General features: G+C 76.3%; 12 protein-coding genes and 1 pseudogene. 5 read left to right on the plus strand and 8 right to left on the minus strand.

The window, feature by feature from the left end:
* The 3 genes from F6X68_RS24670 to F6X68_RS33655 all read right to left on the minus strand — a co-directional run.
* On the minus strand, window positions 1-2,061 hold a 2,061-nt coding region (locus F6X68_RS24670), incomplete at its 3' end, for a sulfatase-like hydrolase/transferase (protein WP_370518981.1).
* Window positions 2,062-2,158: 97 nt separating this feature from the next.
* Complete coding sequence (locus F6X68_RS24675; protein ID WP_151456519.1) at window positions 2,159-3,583, minus strand: class I SAM-dependent methyltransferase; 1,425 nt, start codon at window positions 3,581-3,583, stop codon at window positions 2,159-2,161.
* A gap of 9 nt (window positions 3,584-3,592) precedes the next feature.
* Entirely contained in the window at window positions 3,593-3,742 is a 150-nt protein-coding gene (locus F6X68_RS33655; protein WP_165947858.1) for a hypothetical protein, read from the minus strand.
* A gap of 190 nt (window positions 3,743-3,932) precedes the next feature.
* On the opposite strand from F6X68_RS33655, the gene F6X68_RS24680 reads away from it, so the two are divergent.
* A complete protein-coding gene (locus F6X68_RS24680; RefSeq protein ID WP_151456520.1) occupies window positions 3,933-4,328 on the plus strand; it encodes a VOC family protein in 396 nt (131 codons plus the stop codon).
* Window positions 4,329-4,462: 134 nt separating this feature from the next.
* Here F6X68_RS24680 and F6X68_RS24685 read toward each other — a convergent pair whose 3' ends face one another.
* Complete coding sequence (locus tag F6X68_RS24685) at window positions 4,463-5,146, minus strand: helix-turn-helix transcriptional regulator (protein ID WP_151456521.1); 684 nt, start codon at window positions 5,144-5,146, stop codon at window positions 4,463-4,465.
* Between the two features lie 37 nt (window positions 5,147-5,183).
* Here F6X68_RS24685 and F6X68_RS24690 point away from each other — a divergent pair, with 37 nt between their 5' ends.
* The gene (locus F6X68_RS24690; protein WP_151456522.1) at window positions 5,184-6,038 is read left to right on the plus strand and encodes an arginase family protein; all 855 of its coding nucleotides are present in this window, start codon (window positions 5,184-5,186) and stop codon (window positions 6,036-6,038) included.
* Between the two features lie 104 nt (window positions 6,039-6,142).
* Here the strand turns inward: F6X68_RS24690 and F6X68_RS24695 are convergent, their stop codons facing one another.
* From F6X68_RS24695 to F6X68_RS24705, 3 genes are all read right to left on the minus strand, one after another.
* Entirely contained in the window at window positions 6,143-7,579 is a 1,437-nt protein-coding gene (locus tag F6X68_RS24695; RefSeq protein WP_225852400.1) for a cell wall metabolism sensor histidine kinase WalK, read from the minus strand.
* Window positions 7,580-7,607: 28 nt separating this feature from the next.
* Window positions 7,608-8,354 (minus strand): response regulator transcription factor, encoded by a 747-nt coding sequence (locus F6X68_RS24700; RefSeq protein ID WP_151456524.1) that lies wholly within the window; start codon window positions 8,352-8,354, stop codon window positions 7,608-7,610.
* 180 nt (window positions 8,355-8,534) lie between these two features.
* On the minus strand, window positions 8,535-8,768 hold the full coding sequence (locus F6X68_RS24705; RefSeq protein WP_151456525.1) for a hypothetical protein: 234 nt from the start codon (window positions 8,766-8,768) through the stop codon (window positions 8,535-8,537).
* A 172-nt stretch (window positions 8,769-8,940) separates the two neighbouring features.
* On the opposite strand from F6X68_RS24705, the gene F6X68_RS24710 reads away from it, so the two are divergent.
* The gene (locus tag F6X68_RS24710; RefSeq protein ID WP_151456526.1) at window positions 8,941-9,894 is read left to right on the plus strand and encodes a serine/threonine-protein kinase; all 954 of its coding nucleotides are present in this window, start codon (window positions 8,941-8,943) and stop codon (window positions 9,892-9,894) included.
* Between the two features lie 201 nt (window positions 9,895-10,095).
* Complete coding sequence (locus tag F6X68_RS24715; RefSeq protein ID WP_089000686.1) at window positions 10,096-10,524, plus strand: OsmC family protein; 429 nt, start codon at window positions 10,096-10,098, stop codon at window positions 10,522-10,524.
* On the opposite strand, the gene F6X68_RS24720 is transcribed toward F6X68_RS24715, so the two are convergent.
* Window positions 10,496-10,681: a hypothetical protein gene (locus F6X68_RS24720; RefSeq protein WP_151456527.1), complete on the minus strand. Its 186-nt coding sequence runs from the start codon at window positions 10,679-10,681 to the stop codon at window positions 10,496-10,498. The two genes, F6X68_RS24715 and F6X68_RS24720, sit on opposite strands and share 29 nt — an antisense overlap.
* A 232-nt stretch (window positions 10,682-10,913) precedes the next feature.
* Between F6X68_RS24720 and F6X68_RS24725 the strand changes: the two are divergent.
* Window positions 10,914-11,292, plus strand: a pseudogene (locus F6X68_RS24725) (hypothetical protein); the annotation flags it as partial.

Consider the following 11,292-nt stretch of genomic DNA (forward strand, 5'->3'; position numbering starts at 1 on the left):
GAGGGTGAGGAGGGTGTTGTCGGGGGCTACGCGGTAGACGGTGAGGCGGTTGGCGCCGGCATGGAAGAGGCGGTCGTCGGCGAGCAGGGCGGCGAAGCGGCGGCCGCCGGCGTCGCGGGGTACCACGGGGACGACCGCGCCGATCCGGCCGTTGATGGCGATGGCCAGCGGTGTGCCGTCGGGCACGTCGTCGGGCACGTCGCCCCAGACGACGGCCGGCAGCCGTCCGGTGTCCGGGTCCACGGCGTCGAACGCGGCCAGGTCGGCGACCCGGGCGGTGCCGCCCGCCGGGCGGTCGCCGACGGCGGCGCCCACCAGCGGGTGGGGCGCGGGCGGCGCGATCGGGGCCGGCACGCCGCCCGCGACGGGGGTCGGCTGGCCGGGGCGGTCGTAGAAGACCTTGCCCGCCTCGGCGCGCGGGGTCTGCCGGGCGGACCGGCCGTCGATGGGCCACGGGAGCCGGATGGCCGCCTCGTCGGCGATGGTGGGGAGCAGGTCGACGTGCTGCCAGTTCCGGTCGTCGATCCGGCCGGCGCGCTGGCCCGGTGCCTTGACGAACGTCGGCACCCAGGCGACCTCGCCGGGGGCGGTCCGGATGGCGCCCATGCCCCGGCCCTGGGCGCCGGGGGTGAAGCTGACGCCGTGGTCGGCGGTGACCACCAGCAGGGCCTGGTCGTAGAGGCCGGTGGAACGCAGGGTACGCAGGGTCTCCCCGATCAGCCGGTCGGTGTAGCCGAGCTGCGCGAGGTGCCGCCGGCGGGCCAGCTCGGCCCAGCCGTCGCCGTCGTTCGGCAGGTCCGGCGGCGCGTCGTAGCGCGCCCCCGACGGCAGGTACGCCCACGGCGAGTGGGGCATCAGCAGGTGCAGGAAGTGCAGGGTGGGCCGGGGCGCCGGCCGGAGCCCGGCGAGGAAGCTGGTGAACCGGGCCGGCTGGTTGTCGTCGAGGTTGTCCCAGCGGAACTTCGGGTCCGCCGGCACCGGCTCGGCGGCGTCGACGCCCGCCTCCGCGCGGGTCTGCTCGCGGTACGAGTCCTCCGGGTCGACTCGGCTGTCGACCGGGGCGGTGACCTGGCGCAGCAGCCCGCCGGCCTGGCGGATCAGCACGCCCATCCCCTGCTCGGGGCTGACCGGCTGCTCACAGCGGCTGGGCGGGCAGAGCCGGGTGATGCTCTCCTCGGCGCGGACGTCGTACAGGCCGCCGAGGGCGGTGAAGAGGTTGTCCGGGTACTGCGAGTAGTGCGGCGCGGCCGCCCGCTGCGGGTAGCGGCCGGTGAGCATGGCCGGCAGCGCGTAGGGCGTCCAGCCGCTGACGCCGGTGGCGTTGCGGTACCAGGTGGAGCCGCCGGCCAGCTCCGCGAAGTGCGGGTACCGGGTGGCGTCGATCCGCCCGTCCGCGCCGAGCAGGGAGACCAGCGGCAGTTCGTCGAGGACCAGCACGACCACCGGCGGGTGGTTGCCGGGCCCGGCCACCCCGGCGGCGCCGCCCTCGCCCCGGGGCAGTACCACCGTGGAGGTGGGCGAGGCGAACACGAACAGCCCCACGAACAGCAGCGGCCCGGCCGCGGCGAGCCGCAGCATCCGCCCGGGCGCGCGCCAGCGCCGGTGCGCGGCGGCCCCGGCGGCTCCGGCCACCGCGGCGAGCAGCAGCAGCGGTACGCCCCGCAGCGGCGTACCGTGCCGGCCGATCTGCACGGCCAGCGCGGCGAGCAGCAGGCCGACCAGCAGGGTGTGCGTGGCCGAGCGGGCGGTGCGTCCGGCCAGGCGGGACAGCGCGCCGGGCAGCGCGACGGCGGCGGTGGGCACCAGCGCGACCAACGCCACCAGCAGCATGATCTCCCCCCGGTCGGCCCGGTGGAACAGGAAGAAGTCGGGGCTGCGCCCGAGGACGTCCAGCAGCGGCTGGGTGACCACGAGCCCGACGAGCCCCGCCACCTCGGCCAGCCGACCCAACTCGGTACGCCAGCCACCCGGCCGACCACCGGCAACCTGGCCTCCGGAAACCCGGTCGCCCGACGACGGCTCGCCCGACAGCCGCTCGCCCGACGGCCGGTCACCCGACACCCGGTCGCCCGGCGGCCGGTCGCCCGGCGGCGGGTCGCCCGGCGGCGGGTCGCCCGGCGGCGGGTCGCCGCACGTGCGGTCCGGCGGGGGCGCCGGCTCAGCCACCCACGACCGCCGCGTAGAGCGTCCGGGTACCCGAGGGCAGGTCGAGTCGCCGCGCGATCCGGCAGCGCGCGGAGAGCAGCCGCTCGAACTCGGCCGGCCGGTAGTCGGGGAAGAGTCCCTCGGGCTTGTTGGCCAGCAGCCGCCGGGCCATCGGGTCCTCGGGGTGGACGAACTCCACCACCACCCGGGCGCCCGGGGCGGCGAGCCCGACGAGCCAGTCCAGCACCTCGGGCAGCGGCACGTTGCGCCCGATCGCCAGGTGGTGCACCACGGCCAGGGCGAGGATCGCGTCCGCCTCCACCCGGTCCGCGAACGAGGCCCGCTCGACGCCGCGCCAGCCGCCGCCGGGCGACGGGTCGGCGAGATCCATCACCAGGGGCAGGATCCGCCGCTCCCCCGCCGCGCGCAGGTCCCGGTAGAGCCCGTCCACCACGCCCGGGTCCTGCTCGACCGCGACGACGTAGTCGGCGTGCCGGGCGGCGAGGCGGGCGTACCGGCCGTCGTTGGCGCCGAGGTCCAGCGCCAGGCGGGGCCGTGGTCCGTCGGCCAGCGCCTCGGCGACGAAGCGTTCCTTCGCGGCCCGGTCGTCGGCGGTGTACGCGCAGGTGCGCTGGTAGTCGACCCAGTGACTGGCCGCACGGCGGGGCTCCAGCCGCCGGACGAGCTTCTCGATGCCGCGTACGGTGGCCAGCGCCAGCTCCCGCGAGTAGCCGGCGGCCCGCAGCTGGGACCGGACGTCGGCGGTGCTGGCCCGGGCGTTGCGCCGCTGCATGGCGTCGTGCAGGTGCACGTGGGTGGGCACGCCGGGCAGCAGCCGCCGGACGCCGCCGAACAGCCGGCGCATCTGCTCGGGCTCGATGCCGTCGACCCGGGCGCGCAGCCAGGGTTGGAAGTCCAGCCCGAGGTGGGCGTCGAGCAGCAGCGGGTAGAGCAGCGTCTGGCAGAACTGCCGGTAGCCGGCCCAGGGCTCGCCGTCGCGGGCCGGGGTGAACGAGCCGACGTCGATGAACACGGGTTCGGCGCCCCGCCACTGGAGGTTGTAGGCCGACCCGTCCTTCGTGGTGAACCCGGCCGGCAGGGCCGCGCGCAGGATCTCCAGGTGCAGCAGCGCCGCGTCGCGCAGCATGGTGAAGGACCACTCGTACGGGTGGGAGACGAACGGGATGCGCTCGTGGCGCAGGACGGCGGCCCACCGGTCGGCCGACGGCACGGCCGGCGAGTCGACCGCCTCGGTGCCGCACACCTTGCCGGCGGCGAGCAGCGGCGGGAAGAAGTCGCTGGCGGTCAGCGCGCGCCACTCCCCGGCGGCCTGCTCGTCCAGCCCGCGCAGCACGTCGCCGTCGAGGTGGAAGACCCGGTTGGCGGGGTCGCGGAAGGAGCCTGGCTCGGCGCGCAGGCCGGTGCGGGAGTTCGCCATCGGCCGGGGTCAGCGCTGGTCGGTGGGCTGGCGGCGGAACCGGTCGACCAGTCGCCGCCAGTAGAGCTTGGCCGCCACCGCGGCGCCGGCCACCCCGCCGACCACCGCCTGCACGATCAGGCTGCCGGACCCCGCGTCCAGGTAGGCCAGGTGTTCCACCGACCGCTCCTTTCCTCGCGTCTCGATGTTCGGCGTACGCGGGCAGGATCCTTGAGGGATTTGCCCGTAAAGCCGGACTTGTCTGACACGCTACGCCGATCGTCCCGGTCGTGAGGGGCACACCCGACACTCCGCCCGGTTGTCCGTTTCGTTCAAGACGGGCGCCGGGAGCCTCCCTACGGTGGGAGCCATGGCACCCAGACTCGATCTCATCGGCATGGTCAGCAGCGACCTGTCCCGCTCCCTCGCCTTCTACCGGCGGCTCGGCCTCGACATTCCCGCCGACGCCGACACCGCGCCGCACGTGGAGGTCACCCTGCCGGGCGGCATCCGGCTGGCCTGGGACACCGCCGACACCGTCCGCGCGTTCGACCCCGGCTGGAAGCCCGGGGGCGGCGGCGGGGCCAGCCTCGCCTTCCTGTGCGCCGACCCGGCGGAGGTGGACCGGCTCTACGCGGAGCTGGTGGCCGAGGGCCACGAGGGTCACCTGCCCCCGTGGGACGCCTACTGGGGCCAGCGGTACGCGGTGGTGCTCGACCCCGACGGCAACGGCGTGGACCTGTTCGCCCCGCTCGCCGCGAGCTGAACGCGGACCGGCCCCGCCGGACACCGGAAACCCGACCCGTCGGGCCTCGTGGTCGATGGTGAGGATCCACGCGGAACCGCACCGGGAACGCGCGGAGCGTCAGCGGTCACCCGGCCGGGAAGATCGCCGAGCGTTCAGCTCAGCAGGGCGGTGGGCGGCACGCCGGCCAGGTCCCGCACGTCGCGGGTCAGGTGGGCCTGGTCGGCGTAGCCGCAGCGGGCCGCCACCTCTGCCAGCGGGGTGCCGGCGCGGGCCAGCGCCAGCGCGCGCCCCATCCGCAGGATCCGGGCCAGGGTCTTCGGGCCGTACCCGAACAGGTGCTGGCACCGGCGGTGCAGGGCGCGCGGATCGAGGCCGATCCCGGCGGCGGTCGCGGTCACGCTGGCGCCGGCGGCCAACGCGGCGGTGACCCGGGCGCCGATCGGATCGGGCCCGCCGGCCGCCCGCAGCCGCCGGACGGCGATCTCCGTCAGCACGTCGGCCGGGGCCGCCTCCGCCCGCTCGGCCAGCCGGGCGACGTCCCGGTCGCCCCACAGCTCCGCCAGGGGGACCCGCCGGTCGCGCAGCTCGACGGCCGGTACGCCGAGCACCGCCGGTCCGGTGCCCGACGGCAGCCGCAGCCCCACCCAGCGCTCCGGCGGCCCGCCGCCGCTCAGGTGCGCGGTGCGGTCCGGCCCGGCCACCGTCAGCCCGCAGCGGCTCGACCAGAGCAGGTCGAGGCAGCCGTCGGGGAGCACCCTGGCCGGTGCGGCGCCCGCCGTCGTGGCGCTGGTCCAGAGCACCGCGCCGGCAAACCCGGCCGGACGTTCCCGGTACATGCCGCCCAGCCTGCCACGGCCGGGCTAGCCTCCGGATGTGCGATGGTCGGTGCTGGACGCTCCCCTCGACTCCTCCGGACGCGGCCGGGGCGAGCACCGGGCGCCCGCCGCGCTGCGGACCGCCGGGCTGCTGGGCCGGCTGGGCGCGGCCGACGCAGGCGCCGTCGACGCCCTGATCACCGACCCGGTCCGGGACCCGGAGACCGGGGTGATCGGCGTCGACCAGGTGCGCCGCGCCGGCCGGGCGATCGCCGCCCGCACGACGACGCTGATCGGCTCGGGACGGCATCCGCTGGTGCTCGGCGGCGACTGCGCGATCCTGCCCGGCATCCTGGCGGGGCTGCCCGCCGGCTTCGACCTGTGGTTCCTCGACGCCCACCTCGACTTCGAGGACGGCCGCACCTCGCCCACCGGTGAGGCGGCGGACATGGACCTGTCGATCGTCACCGACCACGGCCCGGCGGGAGTGCTCGACCGGGAGGGGCCGCTGGTCGACCCCGACCAGGTGCACCTGCTCGGCCACCGGCCGCTCGACCGGGCCGCGACGGACGGGAAGGAGGCCTACCGGATCGACCCCGCCGTCCACCTGGTGCCGGCCACCCGGCTGCGGGGCGCCGACGCCGCGGCGGTGGGCCGGGATCTCGCCGCCGGTACGACGCCGGCCTGGCTGCACCTCGACCTCGACGTGCTCGACCCGCTGGTACTCCCGGCGGTCAGCTATCCCGAGCCGGACGGGCTGGACTGGGCCGACCTCGTCGCGCTGGCCCGACCGCTGGTCCGCTCGGGTCGGCTGATCGGGATGAGCGTCACCGACTTCAACGCAGACGAGGACCCCGACGGGCGGCACGCGGAGCGTGTCGGGCAGGCCCTCGCCGAACTGCTGGCCGACTGACCGTCGCCCGTCCGGCCCGCCCGACGGTCACCGCGGCGCCGGCCCGTGGCCCGGTCCGCCCGACGGTCGCCGCGGCGCCGGCCCGTGGCCCGGTCCGGCACGGGTCACCCGCCGGAGCTGGCTCCCGGCAGCCGGACGGTGAACACCGTCCGGCCGGGCCGACCGTCCAGCTCGACCGTGCCGTGGTGGGCCTCCACCACGGCGGCCACGATCGCCAGGCCCAGGCCGGTGCTGCCGTGCGCCCGGGACCGGGAGCTGTCGCCCCGGGAGAAGCGTTCGAACACCTCGGCCCGCAGCGCCGGCGGCACGCCCGGCCCGTCGTCGGCGACGCCGAGCACGGCGACGTCGCCGTCGACTCGCAGGGTGGTGGTGACCGTGGTGCCGGGCGGGGTGTGCACCCGGGCGTTGGCCAGCAGGTTCGCCAGCACCTGGTGCAGCCGGGCCGGGTCGCCGGGGACGCGGACCACGGTGTCCGGCAGGTCGAGCCGCCACCGGTGCTCCGGCCCCGCCACGTGCGCGTCGCCGACCGCGTCCACCACCAGCGCGGACAGGTCGACCGGCTCGACCACGAGCGGCCGGCCCGAATCCAGCCGGGCGAGCAGCAGCAGGTCGTCGACGAGGCGGGTCATCCGGGTGCTCTCGGACTCGACCCGGCGCAACGCGTGGGCCACGTCGGGCGGCACCTCGTCCCGGCCGCGCCGGGCGACCTCGGCGTACCCCCGGATGGCCGCCAGCGGGGTCCGCAGCTCGTGGCTGGCGTCGGCGACGAACTGGCGTACCCGGGTCTCGCTGGCCTGGCGGGCGGCGAGCGCGGCGCCGACGTGCCCCAGCATCCGGTTCAGCGCCGCGCCCACCTGCCCCACCTCGGTGCGCGGGTCGGTGTCGGCGGCCGGCACCCGCACCGACAGCGCGACCTCGCCGCGGTCCAGGGGCAGCTCGCTGACCCGGCCAGCGGTGGTGGCGACCCGGCGCAGCGGGCGCAGGGTCGCCCGCACGATCAGGGCTCCGGCCCCGCCGGCGACGAGCAGCCCCGCGGTCGCCACACCGGCCTGCGCGGCGACCAGCCACCAGACGGTCTCCGACACGCCCGACAGCGGCAGGCCGAGCACCCGCACGGTCCCGCCCGGAAGCTGGCGCGCCACCACCCGGTAGGCACCGCGCTCGCCCAGCTCACGGGTGCGGGGGCGGCCGTCCGTGGGCAGGTCCGCGAGGCCGGCCAGGTCCCCGGCGGGGACGGCGCGTTCCTCCCGGTCGGCGAGGGTCCAGGCCCGGACCACCCGGCCGTCGGCCACCTCGGCGGCGACGGTCCCCGGCGGAAGCCCCCGGGGAATCCGGGCGTCCGGCCCGAAGGGTGGCGCCTCGAAGGGCGACGGCACGCCCCGACCGGGACCGGTCCGCATCGGCGTCAACTGGTCGTCGACCCGGTCGATCAGGAACTGCCGCAACGCGACCGTGGTGATCCCGCCAATGGCCACGCTGACCAGGGCCAGCAGGGCGACCAGGGTGACCACCAGGCGGGTCCGCAGCGACACCCCGGCCAGCCGGTGGCGCAGCCGGCCGGCGGCCCGCTCACTCCGCCGGCCGGAGGACATACCCCGCGCCGCGCAACGTGTGGATCATCGGCTTCCGGCCCGCGTCGATCTTCTTCCGCAGGTACGAGATGTACAGCTCCACCACGTTGGCCTGGCCGCCGAAGTCGTAGTTCCAGACCCGGTCGAGGATCTGCGCCTTGCTGAGCACCCGGCGCGGGTTGCGCATCAGGTAGCGCAGCAGCTCGAACTCGGTGGCGGTGAGCGTGACGGGGCAGCCGTCGCGGCGCACCTCGTGGCTGTCCTCGTCGAGGCTGAGGTCGCCGACGGTGAGCACCGCGTCCGGGCGGGCGGCGACGGCGAAGCCCGAGCGGCGCAGCAGCGCCCGCAGCCGGGCGATCACCTCCTCCAGGCTGAACGGCTTGGTGACGTAGTCGTCGCCGCCGACGGTCAGCCCGGCGATCCGGTCCTCCACCGCGTCCCGCGCCGTCAGGAAGAGCACCGGCACCGTCGGGGCCTGCTCACGCAGCCGGCGCAGCACCTGGAAGCCGTCCAGGTCGGGCAGCATCACGTCGAGCACCACGGCGTCCGGCCGGAACTGCCGCGCCGCGTTCAGCGCCGACGTGCCGTCGCCCGCCGTACGCACCTGCCAGCCTTCGTAGCGCAACGCCATCGACAGCAGGTCGGCCAGGGTCGGCTCGTCGTCGACCACCAGCACCCGCACCGGCTCCCCGTCGGGGCGGCGCAGCTCGACCCGGCCCGCCCCGACCTGCCCGTCCGTCACCATGGCCCCCATCGTGCGCCGGGCCGCTGTGCCCGGCTTGTGCGCCACCTGTGCCCCCGCTGTGTGCCGGCCGACCCGTCCACCGCCGGGCCGCCGGGCGCCCGGGACGTGGCGGTGGTCGTCGTCGCCGTGGTGGCCCGGCCACGCCCGCTGGCCGCCCCGTCCGACGGGCGACGGGCGAGCTCACTCGGTCATGCCCACCGGGTAGGTGTGCACGAAGCGCATCGTCCAGGTGCCGCCGCCGGTGGGCTGCTCGCGCTGGTAGAGGTGGTCCGGTCCGCCGGCCGTGGCCGGCCCGGCGCCGTCGGGGTGCCGAAGGATCCAGTGCGCCGGCGGGGAGCCGTCCGGCTCGGCGGGCACCGACCGGACCAGGTCGTGGGCCGGGCCGCCGACGAAGCGTACGGTCACCTCGCTCATCCGCGCGCCCGCCTTCCCGCAGTGCCGCCCCGACAGCGGCCCTGGCTCGCAAGCTACCGCAGCAGTGAGCGGCCCCGCCCGGATCCGGCAGCGGTTTGCCCTGATCGGAGCTCGGGTACCGCTGCCCTGGGGACCTGTCGAGGGACGGGCCAGGAAGAGCAGGGAGCGGTCGATGAGAACGCTGGACGGGCGATACCGGCTCGAACAGCGCATCGGCATCGGCGGCATGTCGGAGGTCTGGCGGGCCCACGACGCGGTGCTGGACCGGCCGGTCGCGGTAAAGGTGATGTCCCCGGGGCAGGAGGGCCAGGACACCTCTGTGGAGCGCATCCGCGCGGAGGCCCGCTCCGCCGCCCGGCTGGTGCACCCGAACGTGGCCTCCGTGCACGACTTCGGCACCTGCGGGACGGGCCCCGAGGGCCAGGTGCCCTACATCGTCATGGAACTGGCCGAGGGCGAGACGCTGGCCGCGCACCTGCGGGCCGGACCGCTGGACTGGCGCATCGCCGTACGGGTCTGCGCCGAGGTGAGCGCCGCGCTGGCCGCGGCGCACGCGCACGGCATCGTGCACCGCGACGTCAAGCCGGCGAACGTGATCCTGACCCCGGCCGGCGTGAAGGTGCTCGACTTCGGCATCGCCACCCCGTCCGGCACCCCGGACCGGTCACCGGAGGGGATGGTGGTCGGCACGCCCGCCTACCTCGCGCCGGAGCAGCTGGAACGGGCACCCGTCACCCCCGCCGCCGACATGTACGCCCTCGGCGTCCTGCTCTACTACTGCCTGACAGGGCGGCTGCCGTACCAGGCGGGCAGCACGACTCCGACCCAGCTGCTCGGCGCGCGCCTGCGGCAACCGCCGCTGCCGCTGCCGGAGATCGAGGGGCTGCCGCCGGAGGTGGCCGACCTGTGCGCGAGCTGCCTGGCCGACGACCCGGCCGACCGGCCGTCCAGCCTGATGGCGGCCCTGCTGCTGGCGGAGGCGGTGGACGCCCGCGTGTACGTGCCGCTACAGCAGCCCACGGCGCCGCGACAGCGCGTCGGGTCGATGTCGCCGTGGACCGAGCGGGCGGCGGCCGAGGCGACCGAGGCGGCTCCCGTACCCGACTGGTCCACCCAGGCCGGCTGAGCCTCCTTCCGCAGCCCGACCGCGCCGGCTGAGCCTCCTCCCGGGGCCCCGGGCGGGCCGGCTGGGCCTCCTTTCGCGGTCCGGCCAGGCCGGCGTCGTGGGGCCGCTTCCGTCCGGCGTCCTTCAGGCCGCCCACCGGTCGCCCGCGTTTCACCGTCCGGGGGCCGGGTAGCCGGGCGGGTGAGCGACGGGAGGAACGCGATGCCGGAATCGAGCTCCTGGCTGAACGAGACGGCCACCGCGACCGCCGAGGGCGGCCACGTACGCACCGACGACGGGAGCCTGTCCACGGCCCTGGCGTCCCCACTGGCGCCGCACTGCTCGGGGCTGACCCCGGAGCAACTGCTCGCCGCCGCCTTCGCGTCCTGCCTGCACCACGCGGCGGTGGAGGCGGCGGGCGAGATCACCGACGAGGCGCACACCGTGCAGGTACGCGCGGAGGCGAAGCTCGGGCGCGACGACGACGGCCGGTACCGGGCCGACGTGCACGCCTCCATCTCGTCGGCGGGGCTGAGCCGGCAACAGCTGGCCGAGCTGGTGGAGCACGCGGACCGGCTGTGGCCCTTCTCCAGCGGCGACGGCAGCCGGCACCGGCTCACCGTCACCCCGGCGGAGAACGGCCGGCACTGACCGACCCGTCGGCGGGCCCTGCGGCGCGGGACAGCTCCGACACCACCGCCGCCGGTCCGACCTGCACCACCGCCGCCGGTCCGACCTGCACCACCGCCGCCGGCACGGCCTGCGCCGTCACCTCGGGGGCCGACGGGCGGTCGGTCGGGTGACCCACGGCGGCCTCCACCGTTCGGTGGAGGCCCGACGCCAGCCCGGCGCCGGAGCCCGCGATCGATTCTCCACCCGATTACCAACCCCTAATCGGATATATGCGAAAGAGTCGACAAGAGCGATTGGCGGCTTTGATGAGCCGTCGGGGATAATCGGCCCGCAGATCGGCGCAAATTGTGGCGCACGCCACCAACCAGGCCGATGGCAAGACGCGCTCGCTTTTCTAGCCTCGGCGGGTGCACCCCGACGACCCTCTCGACCAGAAGCTGACCCAGGATCGACCGGCCACCCGCTCGGACGACCCCGCCTCGACCGAACGGACGACCGGCCGTCATCGCGCTGCGGAACGGCAGCGTCGCCGCGGCCGGGCCCTGCTCGCCTCGACCCCCGTCCGGGTCGCGCTCGCCACCGGCGTGACCTGCTGCCTCGGCGTGGCCGCGTTCGCCGGCACGCGCGAGGACGCCGACGCCGCGCGGGAACCCGTGGCCGAGGCGCTGGCCGAGCGGGCCGTCGACGACGACCGCGCTTCGCGGTCCCTGGACCGGGCCGTCTCGCCTTCGCCCTCGCCCTCGCTCAGCCCCAGCCCGACGCCGAAGCCGACCCCCTCGGCCACCC

This window comes from Micromonospora sp. AMSO12t, assembly GCF_008806585.1.
In the GTDB taxonomy this organism is placed as follows: domain Bacteria; phylum Actinomycetota; class Actinomycetes; order Mycobacteriales; family Micromonosporaceae; genus Micromonospora; species Micromonospora reichwaldensis.

Coding starts and splice junctions, on each gene's coding strand:
- F6X68_RS24705 (WP_151456525.1), bottom strand. CDS start 8,768: ATGAGCGAGGTGACCGTACGCTTCGTCGGCGGCCCGGCCCACGACCTG.
- F6X68_RS24710 (WP_151456526.1), top strand. CDS start 8,941: ATGAGAACGCTGGACGGGCGATACCGGCTCGAACAGCGCATCGGCATC.
- F6X68_RS24715 (WP_089000686.1), top strand. CDS start 10,096: ATGCCGGAATCGAGCTCCTGGCTGAACGAGACGGCCACCGCGACCGCC.
- F6X68_RS24680 (WP_151456520.1), top strand. CDS start 3,933: ATGGCACCCAGACTCGATCTCATCGGCATGGTCAGCAGCGACCTGTCC.
- F6X68_RS24700 (WP_151456524.1), bottom strand. CDS start 8,354: ATGGTGACGGACGGGCAGGTCGGGGCGGGCCGGGTCGAGCTGCGCCGC.
- F6X68_RS24675 (WP_151456519.1), bottom strand. CDS start 3,583: ATGGCGAACTCCCGCACCGGCCTGCGCGCCGAGCCAGGCTCCTTCCGC.
- F6X68_RS24685 (WP_151456521.1), bottom strand. CDS start 5,146: ATGTACCGGGAACGTCCGGCCGGGTTTGCCGGCGCGGTGCTCTGGACC.